The organism is Winogradskya consettensis (assembly GCF_018332715.1).
GTDB lineage: Bacteria > Actinomycetota > Actinomycetes > Mycobacteriales > Micromonosporaceae > Actinoplanes > Actinoplanes consettensis.
Genome location: NZ_BOQP01000006.1, coordinates 54,550 through 71,517, shown reverse-complemented (window position 1 = coordinate 71,517; position 16,968 = coordinate 54,550). Strand labels below are relative to the sequence as shown.

Annotated in this window: 17 protein-coding genes; 9 read left to right on the top strand and 8 right to left on the bottom strand. The window is 69.8% G+C overall.

The window, feature by feature from the left end; all coding sequences use genetic code 11:
- The first annotated feature begins 39 nt into the window (after positions 1–39).
- Entirely contained in the window at positions 40–1,632 is a 1,593-nt protein-coding gene (gene cimA / locus Aco04nite_RS06070; RefSeq protein WP_212996188.1) for a citramalate synthase, read from the top strand.
- A gap of 3 nt (positions 1,633–1,635) precedes the next feature.
- Here cimA and Aco04nite_RS06065 read toward each other — a convergent pair whose 3' ends face one another.
- Together Aco04nite_RS06065 and Aco04nite_RS06060 are read right to left on the bottom strand one after the other, a co-directional pair.
- Positions 1,636–2,373: an ABC transporter permease gene (locus Aco04nite_RS06065; RefSeq protein WP_212996187.1), complete on the bottom strand. Its 738-nt coding sequence runs from the start codon at positions 2,371–2,373 to the stop codon at positions 1,636–1,638.
- Entirely contained in the window at positions 2,354–3,256 is a 903-nt protein-coding gene (locus Aco04nite_RS06060; RefSeq protein ID WP_212996186.1) for an ABC transporter ATP-binding protein, read from the bottom strand. Before Aco04nite_RS06060 ends, Aco04nite_RS06065 begins: the two co-directional genes overlap by 20 nt.
- Positions 3,257–3,331: 75 nt before the next feature.
- Here Aco04nite_RS06060 and Aco04nite_RS06055 point away from each other — a divergent pair, with 75 nt between their 5' ends.
- The gene (locus Aco04nite_RS06055) at positions 3,332–3,916 is read left to right on the top strand and encodes a TetR/AcrR family transcriptional regulator (protein ID WP_212996185.1); all 585 of its coding nucleotides are present in this window, start codon (positions 3,332–3,334) and stop codon (positions 3,914–3,916) included.
- Here Aco04nite_RS06055 and Aco04nite_RS06050 read toward each other — a convergent pair.
- From Aco04nite_RS06050 to Aco04nite_RS06035, 4 genes are all read right to left on the bottom strand, one after another.
- A complete protein-coding gene (locus tag Aco04nite_RS06050) occupies positions 3,900–4,901 on the bottom strand; it encodes an endonuclease/exonuclease/phosphatase family protein (RefSeq protein WP_212996184.1) in 1,002 nt (333 codons plus the stop codon). The two genes, Aco04nite_RS06055 and Aco04nite_RS06050, sit on opposite strands and share 17 nt — an antisense overlap.
- A gap of 58 nt (positions 4,902–4,959) precedes the next feature.
- Entirely contained in the window at positions 4,960–6,363 is a 1,404-nt protein-coding gene (locus tag Aco04nite_RS06045; RefSeq protein ID WP_212996183.1) for a hypothetical protein, read from the bottom strand.
- A 70-nt stretch (positions 6,364–6,433) separates the two neighbouring features.
- Positions 6,434–7,780: a M16 family metallopeptidase gene (locus Aco04nite_RS06040; protein ID WP_212996182.1), complete on the bottom strand. Its 1,347-nt coding sequence runs from the start codon at positions 7,778–7,780 to the stop codon at positions 6,434–6,436.
- Positions 7,777–9,090, bottom strand: coding sequence for a M16 family metallopeptidase (locus Aco04nite_RS06035; protein ID WP_212996181.1), 1,314 nt, complete (start codon positions 9,088–9,090; stop codon positions 7,777–7,779). Before Aco04nite_RS06035 ends, Aco04nite_RS06040 begins: the two co-directional genes overlap by 4 nt.
- Positions 9,091–9,169: 79 nt before the next feature.
- On the opposite strand from Aco04nite_RS06035, the gene Aco04nite_RS06030 reads away from it, so the two are divergent.
- Together Aco04nite_RS06030 and Aco04nite_RS06025 are read left to right on the top strand one after the other, a co-directional pair.
- On the top strand, positions 9,170–9,850 hold the full coding sequence (locus tag Aco04nite_RS06030; protein WP_212996180.1) for a response regulator transcription factor: 681 nt from the start codon (positions 9,170–9,172) through the stop codon (positions 9,848–9,850).
- Positions 9,847–11,034: a sensor histidine kinase gene (locus Aco04nite_RS06025; RefSeq protein ID WP_212996179.1), complete on the top strand. Its 1,188-nt coding sequence runs from the start codon at positions 9,847–9,849 to the stop codon at positions 11,032–11,034. Before Aco04nite_RS06030 ends, Aco04nite_RS06025 begins: the two co-directional genes overlap by 4 nt.
- Here Aco04nite_RS06025 and Aco04nite_RS06020 read toward each other — a convergent pair.
- Complete coding sequence (locus tag Aco04nite_RS06020; RefSeq protein WP_212996178.1) at positions 11,019–11,909, bottom strand: LysR family transcriptional regulator; 891 nt, start codon at positions 11,907–11,909, stop codon at positions 11,019–11,021. The two genes, Aco04nite_RS06025 and Aco04nite_RS06020, sit on opposite strands and share 16 nt — an antisense overlap.
- 66 nt (positions 11,910–11,975) lie before the next feature.
- On the opposite strand from Aco04nite_RS06020, the gene Aco04nite_RS06015 reads away from it, so the two are divergent.
- Positions 11,976–12,845 (top strand): EamA family transporter, encoded by an 870-nt coding sequence (locus Aco04nite_RS06015; protein ID WP_244875774.1) that lies wholly within the window; start codon positions 11,976–11,978, stop codon positions 12,843–12,845.
- 53 nt (positions 12,846–12,898) lie between these two features.
- Complete coding sequence (arfB, locus tag Aco04nite_RS06010; protein WP_212996177.1) at positions 12,899–13,321, top strand: alternative ribosome rescue aminoacyl-tRNA hydrolase ArfB; 423 nt, start codon at positions 12,899–12,901, stop codon at positions 13,319–13,321.
- Between the two features lie 416 nt (positions 13,322–13,737).
- On the opposite strand, the gene Aco04nite_RS06005 is transcribed toward arfB, so the two are convergent.
- Positions 13,738–14,997, bottom strand: a complete 1,260-nt coding sequence (locus Aco04nite_RS06005) for a helix-turn-helix domain-containing protein (protein ID WP_212996176.1) — start codon at positions 14,995–14,997, stop codon at positions 13,738–13,740.
- A gap of 430 nt (positions 14,998–15,427) precedes the next feature.
- On the opposite strand from Aco04nite_RS06005, the gene Aco04nite_RS06000 reads away from it, so the two are divergent.
- The 3 genes from Aco04nite_RS06000 to Aco04nite_RS05990 are packed head-to-tail and all read left to right on the top strand — an operon-like array spanning position 15,428 to position 16,917.
- Positions 15,428–15,685 carry a hypothetical protein gene (locus tag Aco04nite_RS06000; protein ID WP_212996175.1) on the top strand — a complete coding sequence of 86 codons (258 nt, stop codon included), beginning with the start codon at positions 15,428–15,430 and terminating at the stop codon, positions 15,683–15,685.
- Positions 15,682–15,939 (top strand): hypothetical protein, encoded by a 258-nt coding sequence (locus tag Aco04nite_RS05995; protein WP_212996174.1) that lies wholly within the window; start codon positions 15,682–15,684, stop codon positions 15,937–15,939. The genes Aco04nite_RS06000 and Aco04nite_RS05995 overlap by 4 nt, the downstream gene beginning before the upstream one ends.
- A 27-nt stretch (positions 15,940–15,966) precedes the next feature.
- Entirely contained in the window at positions 15,967–16,917 is a 951-nt protein-coding gene (locus Aco04nite_RS05990; RefSeq protein WP_212996173.1) for a JmjC domain-containing protein, read from the top strand.
- The last annotated feature ends 51 nt before the right edge of the window (positions 16,918–16,968 follow it).

Sequence of the window (16,968 nt, the reverse complement as noted above, 5' to 3'; positions counted from 1 at the left end):
TGTTTTGGGTCTAAACAGTCCTCCGAAAGGAAGCTCGGCATGGTCTACCAGGTGTTCGACACGACGCTGCGAGACGGCGGTCAACGCGAGGGCATCAGCTACTCGGTCGTCGACAAACTGGCCGTCGCGCGGCTGCTGGACGAGTTCGGCGTGGGCTTCATCGAGGGCGGCTGGCCGGGTGCGATGCCCAAGGACACCGAGTTCTTCGAGCGGGCCAAGACCGAGCTGGACCTCAAGAACGCGCTGCTCGTCGCGTTCGGCGCGACCCGCAAGGCCGGCGTCGACGTGGCCACGGACCCGCAGGTCAAGGCGCTGCTCGACGCCGAGACCCCGGTGGTCTGCGTGGTCGCCAAGTCCGACATCCGCCACGTCGAGCGGGCCCTGCGCACGACCGGCGAGGAGAACCTCGCCATGGTCCGCGACACCGTCGCCCATCTGGTCGCCAACGGCCGCCGAGCGTTCGTCGACTGCGAGCACTTCTTCGACGGCTTCCGCTACGACCCCGAATACGCCGCCTCCGTGGTCCGCGCGGCCTTCGACGCCGGCGCCGAGCGCGTCGTCATGTGCGACACCAACGGCGGCATGCTCCCGTCGATGATCACCGCGGCGATCAACGAGGTGGTCGAGCGCGCCGGGGTCAACCCCGACCAGCTCGGCATCCATTGCCAGAACGACACCTCCTGCGCTGTGGCGAACACCATCGCCGCCGTCGAGGCGGGCGTCGAGCACTTCCAGTGCACGGCAAACGGCTACGGCGAGCGGCCCGGCAACGCCGACCTCTTCGCCGTCGTCAGCAACCTGCAACTCAAGCTCGGGCTGAAGGTCCTACCGGACGGATGCCTCGAGAAGGCGACGCGGGTGTCCACCGCGCTCGCCGAGATCGCCAACATCGCCCCCGACACCCACCAGGCCTATGTCGGGGCCGCTGCCTTCGCTCACAAGGCGGGGCTGCACGCGAGCGCGATCAAGGTGGATCCGCTGCTCTACAACCACGTCGACCCGTCGGTTGTCGGCAATGACATGCGGATCCTGGTGACCGAGATGGCCGGCCGCGCCAGCATCGAGCTCAAGAGTCGCGAGCTCGGCCTGGACCTGGCCGGCCATCCGGAAACCCTCACCGAGGTGACCCGCAAGGTCAAGGATCTCGAGGCGGGCGGGTGGTCCTTCGAGGCCGCCGACGCCTCCTTCGAACTGCTGGTCCGCGACGTTCTGCCGGGCGCGGCCCTGGTGCGGCCGTTCACCCTGGAGTCCTACCGGGCGCAGGTCGAGCACCGCGAGGACGGCACGGTCGTGTCGGAAGCGACGGTCAAGGTACGCGTACGAGGTGAGCGCGTGATCGCCACCGCCGAGGGCAACGGCCCGGTCAACGCCCTCGACGAGGCCCTGCGCGTAGCCCTCTCCCAGCACTACCCGGAGCTCAAGGACTTCCAGCTCGCCGACTACAAGGTCCGCATCCTCGAGGGCTCTCACGGCTCCAACGCCATCACCCGCGTCCTCGTCGAAACCAGCGACGGCGCGCGCGACTGGACCACGGTCGGCGTACACGAGAACGTCGTCGAAGCCAGCTGGCGCGCCCTCACCGACGCCCTCACCTACGGCCTCGCCCCGGCGAAGGCGAAAGCGAAGGTCTGAGCGTCAGTCCCGCCTGGTCATCACTCGCAGGGTGATGGCCAGGCCCGCGACGCACCACACGCCGAGCACGACGAAGGACAGCCCTGGAGCGCCGCCGGCCGGGGAGGTCAGGGTGTCGCGGACGGCGTTGGCCATGTGCTCGAAGGGCAGGAAGTGGTGGATCGCCTGGAGCCAGCCCGGCAGGCGGTCGGCCGGGAAGTTGATCGGCGAGAACATCAGCGAGATGAAGATGAGGGCCTGACTGACCAGGTTGGTGATGGCCGGGGGCAGCGCGTAGGCCAGGGCGAAGCCAACCGTCGTGGCGGTGAGCGCGACCAGCAGCATCGCGGGGGCCACGAGCCAGCTGACGTGCAGGTGCAGGTCGAAGCGGAACACCGCGGTCACCAGCCCGAGGACCAGACCGGGCAGACCGGTGACCAGCCACGTCGTCAGGTCGGCGGCGAGCACCGCGGTCCGGGGCACCGGTAGCGTCCGGTTGTAGGCGAAGGTTCCTTCGGACTTGGCCTCCGCCACGAGCTGCGGGGCCATGACCATGCCGATGGTGATCAGGCCGAGGGTGGGTGCTCCGGTGGAGAGGTACAGCGCGGTCGCCGGGTCCACCTCGGGCATCAGGTAGGCGAAGCCGATGACGATGCCCACGGCGAGGAACGTCTGGATGATCAGGAAGAGCGGGAGCAGGAAGCGCATTCTGAGCGCGGTCCAGCGTACGAGCAGCAGGTAGCTACGGAACCAGGACCGCATCGTGATCCCCTTCGGTGAGGCCGACGTAGACGTCTTCGAGGCTTGCGGGGTTGAGCGAGTAGCGGTCGCAGTGCTGCCCGGCCCAGGTCACGGCCGCTGCGGCGTCGGCGGCAGCGAGGGTGACGGTCAGCCGGTCGCCTTCGCGGTGCGGGGTGTGCGCCCAGGCGGGGAGCGCCGGATCGACCGGTGTGGACAGCGACAGGTGCATCTCGCGACCGGCGGCCAGCGCGCCCGGGGTGCCGGTGGCCACCACTCTGCCGTGGTCGAGGACGACGACGTGGTCGATGGTGCGTTCGGCCTCGGCGATGTTGTGGGTGACCAGGACAACGGCGTGGCCGGTCGCGGCCAGCGCGCGGACCTGCTCCCACAGCAGGCGCCGGCGCACCGGGTCGACGTCGTTGGTCGGCTCGTCGAGCATCACGAGCCGACCGGGCACGACCACCGCCATGCAGAACGCCGTCAGCCGGCGGACCCCACCGGAGAGACGCTCGGCGGGGGAGTCCGCCCACTCCTCGATGTCCAGGGCGGCGAGCAGTTCCTTCGTACGCCCGCGCACCTGTTTGCGGCCGCCCCCGCGCAGCCGCCCGACGATCTCGATGGCCTGTCGCGCGGTGACGCCGGTCAGGGGTGCCTGGGCCTGGGGTTGGAACGAGCACACGGTCCGGGCCCAGGCGGCCTCGGCCACCGGGTCGCGACCGAGCAGCGTGATGCGCCCCGAGGTCGGGCGGACCAGGCCGACAACCTGGCTGAGCAGCGTGGTCTTGCCCGCGCCGTTGTGCCCGAGCAGCCCGATCACCTGTCCCTCGCCGACGCCGAAGCTGATGCCGTCGTTGGCCCGCACGCCCCGCCGGTAGGTCTTGGTCAGATTCTCGATAGTCAGCATTCACATACTCCCGGGTATTAGGATACCAATCAGTATCTGGATACCCGGCAGAATGTCAACGGGTATGCTGGCCACGTGACAGAGCGACTGACCCGGGCTGAGCAGCAGGCGCGCACCCGCGAGAAGCTGCTGGACAGCGCGGAGACGCTCTTCGGCGACAAGGGGATCCACCAGACGACGCTCGACGAGATCGCCGCGGCGGCCGGGCTCACCAAGGGCGCGATCTACGCGAACTTCGGCGGCAAGAGGGACCTGATCGCCGGGATCATGGCGCGCAAACTCGCCGAGGACGTGCCGATGCGACCGCCGGCCTCGACGCAGGAGTGGATCCGCCGGCTCGGCGACGACTGGGAGACCAACGCGCCCACGCCGGAGGTCCGCCGGTTCGCGATGGCGTTCCTGGAGCTGCTGCTGCACGGCCTGCGCGACCAGGACAGCCAGGACACGCTGCGGCAATGGCTACAGACCGTGCGGGACTTCCACGTGCGTGACCTCTCGGCCTTCGACCTGCCACTGCCGCCGGAGCAGACCGCCGCGCTGCTGGTCGCCCTCGACATCGGCGTCGCCGTGCAGCACCTGGTCGACCCGGACCGGGTTCCGGTCCAGACCTACACGCGCGGTGTCGAGGCGGTGCTGAAGGAGGTCAGGCCGCGGGAATGACGACGGTGGCGATGACCGCGCGGTGGTCGCTGTGCCGGGTGGTGTGCACGGAGACGTCGCTCACGCCGAGCCGCTTGTCGACCAGGACGTGGTCGATGGTCACCGGCGGGATCGGATCACCGTCGTACGGTCCCCACGTCCCGATCAGCCCCTCGCCGGTCGCCGCGGCCGCATCGCGGTAGCCGTCCCCGATCAGGTCCCGCAGCGGCTTGTGGTCCAGCGTCGAGTTGAAGTCACCGAGCACGATCCGCGCCGTGCCGTTCGCGTCGGGCCGAGGCTCGGCGGCCAGATCGGCACGCCAGTTGTCCTCCGCCGAGAGCGCGGACGGCGCTGCCGGGTGCGCGGACTCGACGATGAACGCGCGGCCGCCGGGCGGCTGGACTGTGCCGTGCGCCTGGTTGAAGCCGCCGGCCACGTTGCGCTTGACGCCCGGGTCGGTGATCGGGAACCGCGAGTAGAGCCCCGACCCGCTCGCCCCCCACTCCGCGCCTAGCACCGAATAGGGCAGCAGGTCACCGAGCCCGGCCGCGGCCAGCGAGTCCACCGCCCCGGGGCTGAACTCCTGCAGCGCCAGCACGGACACGTCGTTGTCGCGGACGTAGGACACGATCTCCGCCGCATCCGCCGTACCGAAAAGCATGTTCTGTGTCATGACGTGCAGCTTCACGCCGCTCTGCGGCCCGCGGTCACCGTCGGCGATCGCCCGCGGCAGCACGGACAGTGCGAACAACGCCGCCGTCACGACCGCGACAGCCCCCACAAGCCACCGCCGGGTCGCCAGCGCAAGCACGGCCGGCAACACCGACCAAGCCGCAATGTACGGCGTGAACGCGAACAACTGCACCAGCGGCCCCCGCTCCCACCCGCCCAGCCGGACCGCCACCCAACCCGCCCCGGGCAGCACCAGCACCCACAGCACCACGAGCCAGAGCGTCCGCCGAACCCGCGCCGGCCTGGCCACAGGATCCGAACTGGTGATGGTCATGGCGGCGACGGTATCCGCCCAGGGCCACCGTCACCGAGTAATCACGGCACAGGTCACATCACCGGTACGGGTTGAAGTCCTGGGCCGCCATCAGGAACCAGGCTGTTGTGCCGACGTGCTGGCGGGGGAAATAGCCGAAGGCGAAGCCGGTGTCGAGGGGGCTCGTGGCCGCGACGATTCCGCCGTTGGTGGGCAGTGGGGTGCCGGTCCAGGAGCCGCCCTCGCCCGGCTGGGAGAGCTTGCCGTCCCGGGGGTCGCTGGTGCGGCCGACGGTCTGCCCCGCGCCGAGGGATTCCTGGGCCCGGACGGTCTCGCGCAGCAGGTTGCGGGCACGGGCGGCATCTCCCGGCTTGTCGCGCTGACGCAGGGCCAGGGCGGCGTGCGCATTTCCTTCGAGCCAGACCGCGTCGGACTCTGCGCGGGCGTGGCTGCTGTAGGTGACGCCTGAGATGCCGCGGTCGGTGGTCCAGAGGTTGCCGATCGACCAGTCGACGGCCGTGTCGAAGCGGGGGTCGCCGAGGCCGAGGAGCTCCCAGGCCTGCACGTCCTCGGGGACGTTGCCGGTGTTGACCTCGTTCGGGTCCTCGGCGTCGAGGCCGCCGAGGGTGCCGGACCAGAAGTGGCCGGCGCTGCGGTTCCACATGGTGCGGACGAAGGTGGCGGCGACCTCACGGCGTACGGCCCAGGTCTTGTCCTTGGTGAGCTTCAGGAGCAGATCGAAGAGGGCGTACGCGTCGATGTTGTGCTCCGTCGACGCCCAGCGCTGCACCGTCTCGCCGTCGGGTTGCACGCCGCCGTGGTAGCCGCCGCAGCGGTACGGCGAGCGCTGCTCCGCGATCCACAGGCCCAGGGCGATCGCGCCGTCGAGGTACTTGGCGATCCGGGTGTCGACGTAGAGCTGGGCCAGCGCCAGCCCGGCCCAGGCCTGGTCGCCGGTGGAGGAGCCGCTGAACCCGAACGGCCACAGGTGTGCCGCCTTGCCGTCCGCGCGTTTGAGGCCGGGGAAGTACGCGCCGTCGTCGCCGTAGAAACGCATCGGGCCGGCGGCGTACGCCTGGCGCAGCCGCCCGTCCGCGTACGTTTCGTCATGATCCTGTGCCCACAGCAGCGCGTCGCCGACCAGCCGGGCCCGGCGCACGTTGGCGACCGCGGGGTTGGCGAGGTAGGCGAGCACCGTCAGCGCGTTGTCGTAGACGAACGCGGTGGTCAGCAGCTCGGATTCGTTGTTGTAGCTCTGCAGCAGCCGCGGCTCGCCACCCTTGACGTAGGCGTCCTGCACGACGTCGAGGTAGTGGTACGCCCGCCCGACCGGCTCGGTCAGCGCGGCGTCGGTGACGTTGCGGGGGGCGTACGCGTTGAGCGTCGCGGCCTCCGGGGCCAGCCTGGGTGCCGCTGCGGCCCGGGGAGCGGGGAGTGCGCGGCGGTCGAACGTGGCGGCGGAGGCGGTGAGATTCGTGGGCATGAGGCCGTCCCAAAACTGCCGGGGCCACCGCCGATCCCGACGGTGGCCCCGCAGCTTAACCCACCTGGTCCTACACCTCGGAGGTGATGATCTCGCCCAGCTTCGCGGCCGCGAGCTCGTCGCGGATCAATGCGGCGTCGCCCTCGACGACCAGCGTCAGGGCGTCCGGGTGCAGGTGCTGTGCGGCGGCTGCCGACACCTCCTCGGCGGTCGTCTCCAGCAGCCGCTTGCGCAGCGTCGGGTAGTAGTCGTCGGGCAGGCCGTGGATGACCAGGGTGGCGAGCGCCCCGGCGATCGAGCCCGGCGTCTGCATGTCGACCGAGAGCGAACCGGCCCGCCAGGTACGCGCGACCGACAACTCCTCCTCGGTGACCCCGTCGAGCTGGGTCCGGGCGATCTCGCCGACGGTGTCGGTCAGCGCCGGCGCCGTCACCGCGGTCTGCACCGAGGAGCTGACGCCGAACCGGCCGAACCGGCGGGTCATCGCGAAGTCAGCGCGGATGCCGTACGTGTAGCCCTTGACCTCGCGGATCAGGTGATTGAGCCGGGACGTGAACGCCCCGCCCAGCACTGTCGCCGCCAGTGTGATCGGCACGTAGTCGGGGTGGGCGCGTTCCGGTGCCCGGTGCCCGAGCCGCAGCGTCGACTGCACCGAGCCGGGCCGGTCGACGAGCAGCAACCGGCGCGCGCCCGCGACCGGTACGCCGAGCGGGCCCTCGACCGGCAGCGGGTCGCCGCCGGAGCCCGCGAACGCGGCCGCGCCGAGCTCCTCGAGGTCGAGCCGGTCGAGGTCACCCGCGACCAGCAGCACCCCGGGGCGCTTGAGCCAGGACTCGTGGAACGTCGTCACGTCCTCGACGGTCACCGCCGCGGTGGACACAGGGTCGCCGCTCAGCGGGCGGCCGTAACGCTCCCCGGCACCGAACAGGTCGGCGCGCAGGGCGGCATCCGCTCGCGGGCCGGGCTGCGCCCAGTCCATCCGCAGCGCGGTCGCCTCGTCGTCGCGGACCCGTTCGACGTCGGCAGGGTCCAGCCGCGGTGTCCGGGCCGCCTCGGCCATCAGTGCCACCGCGCGGGACAGGACCCCGACGGGCACCGACAGGCCGACCCGGAACGAGTCCCAGTCGACCGAGGTGCTCAGCTCGGCGCCCAGACCTTCGAGCGCCAGGGCGTACGCCGCGGAGTTCCGGGTCGTCGTGCCCTCCTCCAGGCACTTGGCGAGCACACCGGCCGTGCCCTCCCGGCCGGCGGTCTCCCGGGCAGCACCCGCGTCGAGCAGCAGCGACGCGGAGGCGAGCAGGTGCCCGGGCAGGTGCGCGGCGACGATCTCGCCGCCGGCCACACTCGCGCGGCGGATCTCCGGGAACGCGTACGGCCGGGCTTCGCCGGGTTCGGGCCGCGTAGCGACGAGGCTCATGCTTCGGGTCCTTCCGGGAGGTAAGTGAGTGTTACCCGGGATTCCGGGTTCAGGGTGCGGGCGGCGTCGGCGATGTCCTCGGAGGTGACGGACTGCCACTGCGGCAGGCGGTAGGCGGCGCTTGCCGGGTCGCCGAACTGGGTCGTGTAGCGGCTCAGGGTGTCGGCGCGGCCGGCGACCGTGGACATCTGCCGCCACCACGCGGTGGTCAGCAGCGCCTTGGCCCGTTCCAGCTCGGCCTCGGTGACGGGTTCGGTGGCCATCGAGGCGACCACTTCGGCGACGCCCTCGGTCAGGGTGGCGATGTCGACGCCGTCCTTGGCCGTGGCGGTGATGATCAGCGGCGCGGGTGCGTGCGCCAGGTCGACGCCGTACGAGCCGATGTAGTCCGGCTGCGCGATCCGGGCACCGTCGGCGAGCCGCTGGTAGAGCCGCGAGCCACGGCCACTGCCCAGCACCGTGGCGAGCACGGTGATCGCGTCGTACCCGGCTGTTCCGAACGGGTGTGTGCGGTGCGCGAGGTAGACGCGCGGCGCGGGCACGGTGCCGGTGACGGTCTCGCTGACCGGGCTGGTCGCCGGGCCGGGGAGGTGTCCCGAGGGCGCGGCCGGGATGTTGGCGACCGTCTCGATCGCCCCGAAGTACTTCTCCGCGAGCGCGAAGACCTCGCCCGGGGTCACGTCGCCGGCCACGGTCAGCACCGCGTTGTTGGGCGCGTAGTACTTCGCGTGGAACGCCTGGAACGTCTCGAGCCCCGCCGCGTTCAGGTCCTCCATCGACCCGATCGTCGCGTGGTGGTACGGATGCCCCGCCGGATACAGCAGCTCCAGCATCCGCAGCCAGGCATCGCCGTACGGCACGTTGTCGTACCGCTGCCGCCGCTCGTTCTTCACCACCTCGCGCTGGTTGTCCAGCGTCTCCTGGGTGAGCGCGGGCACCAGGCCACCCATCCGGTCCGCCTCGAGCCAGAGCGCGAGCTCGAGGTGCTCGGCCGGCAGCGTCTCGAAATAGTTGGTCCGGTCGGGGTTGGTGGTCGCGTTGAGGGAACCGCCGGCGCCCTGCACGTACCGCATGTGCTCGGTCTTGGCGACGTTCTGCGAGCCCTCGAACATCAGGTGCTCGAAGAGATGCGCGAATCCGGTCTGACCGGCCGGTTCGTGCCTTGATCCGACGTCGTACCAAAGGTTGACCGCCACCACCGGAGCGGTGCGGTCCTCACTGACGACGACCCGCAGCCCGTTGTCCAGGCGTGCGGTTTCGATTGGCCACGGATAACCGGTCTCGGCGACCGGCGCGGGCTGAGCAGACACGCAACCTCCCTTGTCGGTCTCCAGTATCCCGTCTACCGGACCTTCGGCAGGTTTTCGGTGCGGGTTGCATAGTCGAAGGATGCGGTTGCTGGTGGTGGAGGACGAGGAAGACCTGGCCGAGGGGCTGCGGGTCGGGCTTTCCCGAGCGGGGTACGCCGTGGACGTCGCGGGTACCTGCGCGCGGGCCGGTGACCTGCTGGCGGTCAACGAGTACGACCTGATGCTGCTCGACATCAACCTGCCGGACGGTGACGGCTTCGCGCTGTGCCGTGCTCTGCGTGACGGGTCGCTCGTGACGCCGGGTGACAACGATGTGCGCGTGTTGATGCTCACCGCCCGGGGCCGGGTGGACGACCGGGTCCGCGGTCTCGACGAGGGAGCCGACGACTACCTGGTCAAGCCGTTCGCGCTCGCCGAGCTCCAGGCCCGGATCAGGGCGTTGCTGCGCCGCGACACCAACGGCGGATCGGCCGTCCTGCGCGTCGGTGACGTCGTGCTCGACCAGCCCCGCCACACCGCCACCCGGGCCGGGGCGCGGCTCCCGCTGACGCCGAAGGAGTTCGGCGTCCTGGAATATCTGATGCTGCGGCCCGAGCACGTCGTGTCCAGCGAGGAGCTGCTCGAACACGTCTGGGACGCCAACGCCGACCCGTTCACCCAGACCGTACGCGTCACGGTGGGCACGCTGCGCCGCAAGCTCGGCGAGGGCTCGATCGAGACCGTCGTCGGCCGGGGATACCGGTTGCGGGTGCCGGCGTGAAGCCGCCACGGGTGCTGCGGTCGATCCGGTTCCGGCTCACGGTGCTCTACTCGACGCTGCTCTTCGCGCTGGCCGGGGCGGCGCTCGCGATCACGTACTTCGCCGTCGCGCAGACCACCGAGGCGCGGCCGCTGACGACCCGGGACGCGAAGCTCTACGAGGGTCACTCGTTCGTCCGGCGGGTCAGCTACGCCGATATCTCGGACATCGAGGCGGCGGTCAACTACGACACGCTGCAGTATCTGCGTACGTACTCTTTGATCGCGCTCGGCGGACTCTTCGTCGCCAGCCTCGGCATCGGCTGGGTGCTCTCCGGGCGCGCGCTGCGGCCGGTCGGTGCGATCGCGCGGACCGCCCGGGAGATCCAGGCGACCGACCTCACCCGGCGGATCCGGCTCGAGGGACCGCGCGACGAGCTGCGCGACCTGGCGGACACCATCGACTCGATGCTGGACCGTCTCGACCGCGCCTTTCAGGGGCAGCGGCAGCTCATCGACGACGCGTCGCACGAACTGCGGAGTCCGCTCGCGATCATCCGTACCAATATCGACGCGTCCTTGAACGCCCCTGAGGCCACGGCCGAGGAGCGCGAGCGGGCGGTCGCCGTGGTCGACCGAGCCACCACACGGATGTCGCGGCTGGTCGAGGACCTGCTCGCCACGGCCCGCCGCGACGCCAGCGAGCTGACCGACGCCGATGTGGACCTGTCAGCGCTCGCCCGCGAGGCCGGCGAGGAGTCGTTCCTGCCCGACCGGCCGCTGCACCTGCGCTTCGTCACGGACGAGGACCTGCAGCTCATCGGGGATGCGGACGCGTTGCGGAGGGCGGTGGGGAATCTGCTGTCGAACGCCGTACGTCTCGCGCCCGTGTCCTCGACCGTGACCGTCGCGACCGGCCGGAGCGGATCGTGGTTGTGGCTCGCGGTCGCCGACGAGGGCCCCGGCATCGCCCCGGACGATCTGCCCCGGGTCTTCGACCGTTTCTGGCGCGGGTCGTCCCCGTCGAAGGAGCGCCGCACGGGGCTGGGGCTGGCCATCGTGCGTCAGATCGTGGAGTCGCACGGGGGACAGGTCGCCGCCTATTCCGAACTGGGCGTCGGCAGCACCTTCGTGCTGTGGCTGCCGGCGCTGGACCGTTCCGACGACAGCCCGCCGCCCACGGAAGACCCCTACCCGCGCACCTGATCCTGCAACGCCTTGCGGAACGCGCGGATGGCGGGCTGCTCGGCCGATCCGCTGCGCACCGCGGTGAAGAGCCGGCGTCGCGGTCGTCCCGGCAGCGGATGCAGCTCCACCCTGCCGTGGGCGCGGTCGGTCCAGAGCAGATCGGGCAGGAACGCCACGGCGTGCCCGGTCTCCACGAGCCGCACCTGGAGCAGCAGGTCACCGCTGACGAACCGTACGTCGGGCTCGAACCCGGCGGAACGGCACTGGGTCCGCGCCCACTGGCCGGGCTCGATGTCGCCGGGATCGAAGACGAACGGCGCCCCGTTCAGCTCGGCGAGGTCGCCCTGGTGCCACGGTCCGTCGACGGGCACTGCCATCCGGATCTCGTCGTGGACCAGGTCCTCCTCGTCCACGCCGGGATTGCGGGGCTGGGCGAGACCGGGGTATTCCTCGCCGAGCACCACGTCGAACTCGTGCGCGAGCAGTCCCGCGAACGCGGGCCCGGCCTCCAGCTGGGTGACCCGGATCCGCAGCCCGGGATGCGCCGCTACGAGGCCGGACAGGGCGCCGGGGACGAGCGCCAGCAGCACCGACTGGAACGACGCGACCCTTATCGTGCCGGTGACTTCCGTCATGCTCGTGGCCAGTTCCGCCTCGGCGAGCTCCAGACGCTCCAGGATCGCGTCGGCGTGGCGAACCAGGATCCTGGCCTGCGGGGTGAGCCGGACCCCGCGCCCCACATGCTCGAGCAGGGTCGCCCCGGTCTCCGTCTCCAGCAGGCTGAGCTGCTGCGATATCGCCGAGGGGCTGTAGTTGAGGGCCTTGGCGACGGCGGCCAGGGTGCCGCGCCGGTCGAGCTCGCGCAGCAGTCGTAAACGATGAACGTCCAACATCGCTAATGATTATCGCTCAGAAACGTTCGCTGGACGAAATGATCGTCGGTCGGCGATGGTCGGGTCATGAACCGCCCCGCCGTCTTCATGGTCCTCGGCTCCTGCGCATCCCTGCAGGTCGGAGCCGCCCTCGCCGCCGGGCTGTTCCCCGTCGCGGGCAGCTCGGGCGCCACCGCGCTACGCCTCGGCCTGGCAGCGATCGTCCTGGTCCTGCTCGCCCGCCCCGCACTGCGGACCTGGAACAGCGGCCAATGGCGCGCGGCCGCCCTGCTCGGCCTGGCGATGGCGGGCATGAACTCCTTCTTCTACGCCGCGATCGCCCGCATCCCGCTCGGCCCGGCCGTCACGATCGAATTCCTCGGCCCGCTCGTGCTCGCCGCCGTCCTCTCCCGGCGCCTGCGCGACATCGCCTGGGTGCTGCTCGCAGGCATCGGCGTCGCGATCCTCGGCTTCGGCGACGGCGCCACGGCCCTCGACCCGCTGGGTGTTCTATTCGTCCTGGTGGCTGCGGGCTTCTGGGCGCTCTACATCCTGGCCGGCAAGCGGGCAGGCGCGGCCATCCCCGGTCTGGGCGGGCTGGCGGTGGCGCTCTCCGTGGCCGCACTCGCCGTGCTTCCGTTCGGCATCACCGGCGCCGCCCAGGCGGTCGTGTCCCCGCACCTGCTGCTCGTCGCGGTGGGCACGGCCGTGCTGGCCTCGGTGATCCCGTACTCGCTGGAGCTCTCCGCCCTGCGCCGCCTCCCGCACGGCGTCTTCAGCATCCTGCTCAGCCTCGAACCAGCGGTCGCGGCCGTCGCCGGCTGGCTCCTGCTGTCCCAGGCCCTCTCCTGGACCACCGCGCTGGCCATCGTCGTGGTCATCCTGGCCAGCATCGGCTCGACAACCACAGCCCCGGCCCCGGCCGCTGAGGATGCCGTGTCGATCACAACTGGATAGCGACGAGGCGCCGGTGATGGAATGCTGTCGTCCGTGGCCGAAAGGGGGATCTCATGGCCGATGTAGTCGTCCGGCCGGGGATGGTCATCCCGGAGGCCGAGTTGACCTGGCGTTTCTCGCGCTCCAGCGGCCCCGGCGGCCAGGGCGTCAACACGACCGACTCACGGGTCGAGCTGTCGTGGAACCTGCTCGCGTCCGGCCTGCTGTCACCTGCTCTCAAGGAACGCGCGGTCGAGCGGCTCGGCAGCCGCCTGATCGACGGCGTCATCACCATCGCGGCCTCCGAGCACCGTTCCCAGCTCCGCAACCGCGAGGCCGCCGAAGCCCGCCTCGCCATGCGGGTCGGCGAGGCCATCGCCGCCCCACCCCGCCAGCGCCGCGCGACCAAACCGACCCGCGGCTCGGTCGAACGCCGCATCGGCGAGAAGAAGCGCCGGGCCCAGATCAAACGCAACCGCCGCAGCGACGAGGATTGACGCTTAACCAATTTCAGGCTGAGTGCCTCGTTTATAACTTTCCGTCAGTTTTATTTGCTTATCCAATTGACGCATACGAGCTTAGGCGTTTGAGGAAATACGCTCTTTTGCGTCGATTCAATTAACCTTGCCCTCTGTTCTCGTGGCTGAGAAATCCGTGGAAGCCTGAAGGATTGTCCAGGGGTAGGCAGAAGTACCGGCCCGCCTGCATCCCCTGCCAGCGAATTTCTGAGCGGGCAGAGGAGCGTGCGTCAGAGTCCGCGAGGGCGCCCCTGAAGGGCTGCAAGTCAACGATATTGTGCCAGCGCCATGAGCAGTAAGCGCGCCGAACCGCTGCATTTGACGGGTGCGCTAGGAGCGGCGCTTGCCGCTCGCAGCGACGGGGATAAGGCCGGAACCGATGCACGCCCGGAGTGCTACGCGCTGGCGTTGGCCTCGCCCTCAAATGCATCGACTTCTGGCACCCCGGGAAATTTGGCCAGCTTGGCACGAAGAAGGCGCAGGCGCTCAGAAACCCGCGAGCTCCCGGCCTTCCCCGAGAGGCGAAGCGCTCGCGTAGCCGCTTCCGCCGCGCGTTCGACTTCGTTCGCCTGCAGTAGGGACTCGGCAAGCCAGGTCATATAGAGCGCGGTCTCCCGCCCGGTCTCGTCGCTGTATCCGGCGGTCGCCCTCTCCAGGATGGGGACCGCTCGCAGCGGGCGTTGTAACTGAGTCCAGACTCGTCCGGCCATGATGTCGATCTCGCCCTCGTCGAGCCAATAGACCCAGATCGGATCATCGGCTGGCTGGCGATGTTCGTACTGCTCCTCGACTGTGCCGAGAGCACGTTCTGCGGCAGTCGCGTCGCCTATCTGGGCCTCGGCCCAGGCCACTCGCTCCGCGAGGAGCGCCTTCGTGGTGGCGGTAGCCGCGCTGCGCGCACCAGCGTAGGCCGACTTCGCGAGGGTCACGGCCTCTCGCGCGTCACCGACGTTCGCGACCTGGTAGGCGAGCGACGAGAGGTTGTTCGCCGCGCCCGCGACGTCTCCGCCCGCGTGAGCTGCCCGCATCCCAACGAGATAGTAGCGCTCGGCCTCGGCATGATGGCCAGCGTCGCTGGTGACCCATCCGGCTACCTGGGCCAACTCGCCGATGGCGGCGAGGAGCCGTTTGCCGATCTCCTCGGTGTAGGCGGCATCACGGAGCAAAGCGGTCGTTGCCGCTAGCTCCGTGGTGACCATCGCGTGTGTGTCCTGTCCACCGACGTAGTCGTCGAGCTTGCGGAGCTGGTGGACACGCTTCTCGACCTCCTGGACCTGGGCGACGCCGATACGTCGGCCGGCACGAGTAGCGGTCACCTGCGGCGGCTCAGCGATCAACCATTGGTGCGCCAGGGTGAGGGCGTTTTCCGCTTTAGGCGTCGTTGTGAGCACCGCGGCTGCGAGCAACTCGGAGTCCTTCGGCCGCCAGATCCCGTGGTCCAGCTCCCACGGCTCGCCGTGCGCTTCGACCAGCGAAAACAGTTCCCCGCCTGCTTCGTATACGCCATCGAGCGCCTGGGCGATGAGTGGCGTGGGCGGGCGCTTGTCCGCTTCGACTCGGGACAAGTGCCCGGAGTCGAGGTGTGCGCGCCGAGCGGCCTCGCGGAGTGACATGCCACCGCGCAGCCGCCGAGCGGCTTGCCCGAACGTTTCCACGGTGCCCCTCCGTGTTGCCAGGGTGCTGCCAATGCTGCCAGGTCCACAGAGTGCCTGATGGCAGCACGTGAATGCCACTCCTTCCGTCCTGATCGTCCTAGCGTCAGGCCAACGGGTTCGGTTCCCGCAATGGGGGAGGCGCAATGCAGCATCGGGAGGAAAAGCGCGCATGGTGGCGTCGCGTTTTGGTCTTGCGTCGGCGACGGTACACCTGCGGCCTGCCCTGGCCCTGCATCGAGGCATGGATGGCAAAGGGCAAAGAAAGCGGGGAATTCCGCGCATTGACGGCCCTCAGCGACTCCGGTAAGAGCGGCGATAGCCACCGCCCCGACGTCCCGAGCTGGCAGACAAACACCATGCCGTTGTTCCAGATCGGTCGCACGGGCGCGCTGACTCCGGCGCAGAAGCGGCGTTCGCGAGGAGGCGCGTGATGCTGATACCTCGTACGGAACACCAAGGCGGGCGCCCTACGTGGGACTGCCGGGTCTGCGGCCAGCCGTGGCCGTGCGCTACCGCCAAGGTCGAGCTGGCCGAGCAATACCAGCGATTTCCGCACGGCCTGTCGGTCGTCGTTGGGTCCTTTCTGATCGAAGCGATCGATGACTGGGCCGCCGGCTCAGGGATGCCGCCGCCCGATCTCTACGAGCGATTTCTTGGCTGGGCCGAACCGCCGGGGCTTGCGGCATGACAACCGAAGAACCGCCGAAAGGAATCCCCGGTCTGCTCGGCCTTCTGCTCGACGCGTTCGATGCGCCGCCCGTGGTGAGGGTCGGGACAACCCTGGTCCGCGTTGCGTGGATTCACATGCAGGAGGGCCGCGCCGTTATCGAGCTGGAGACCGATGACATGGCGGTTGCTGCCGAACAGCTCGTGCTCGACATCGTCACGGCAGCGAAGGCTAGGGCCGCTCGATCGGAAGCAGGGCAGACCGCCCGGACGTAATTACTCCCCACACCCCCGGAGGTTGGAATGTCCCTATCGATGTTGTTCGACGAGGGCACGGTCAGCGAGATGATGGACGCTTGGCCGGCGAAGCCTGCGCTTCACACACCGCCTGATGGCAGCCGCCTGCCCGGCGTCGTCAACGTGGATCTCATCAACGGTTACCTCGACACCGGTACCGCGCCCGCAGAGCAGCTCGTCGTGATCAAAGACGGAGCGGCGCTGCACTCCCGGGCATACACGACAGACGGCTACCTGGATCCCGGCAAGGTCGCGAAGTGGCGCGGTCGGGGCTACACGATCCAACTGCGCAATCTGCACCGCTGGTGCCCGGAGGTGCACGCGATCTGCGCGGCAATGCAGAACGAGACCGGATACGGCACGTACGCCACGGGCTTCGTCACCCCGGCAGGCGGGCAGGGTCTGCATCACCACTGGGATCAGAACATGGGGTTCGTCTACCAGCTCGCCGGGCGCAAGACCTGGCAGATCTGGGAGCCCGGGGTCGAGGAGCCGCACCGAGAGCAGTTCGCGTCCAACACCCCGCCCGGCAGCGACGTGCTCGACCGCATGAAGTCGATGCGACCCGACTTCGAGTTCGACCTCGGTCCCGGTCAGATTTTGGTGCTGCCGCGCGGCTGGATGCACAACCCGCACGCGCGGAGCCAGACCGAGGAGAGCGTCCACGTGACGTTCGTGGCCCGCGAGCGCACCGGCTATTGGATCGCCGGGAACCTGGCTGAGGCCGCGCTCACCTCGACCCCGTTGCGGCGCGTCATCTCGCCCGCCAGCGTCGTCAGCCCCGCCGCCTTCGCCGAGCAGGTCGCAGAGGCGCGCGACCTGCTGACGGACTGGCTTACCGGCGCCGACACCGAAGCGCTGGCCGCCGAGCTGCTTCAGGCGGCGCGCACCGAACCGAACGTCGACTACGTCTCCCACGCGCCGAGTCAGATCGGCCAGCACCAATCGACCCGTTGATCCGGGATTTCACCGGCGCATCAGGCGTCGGCGATCCATAAACCCCCAAGG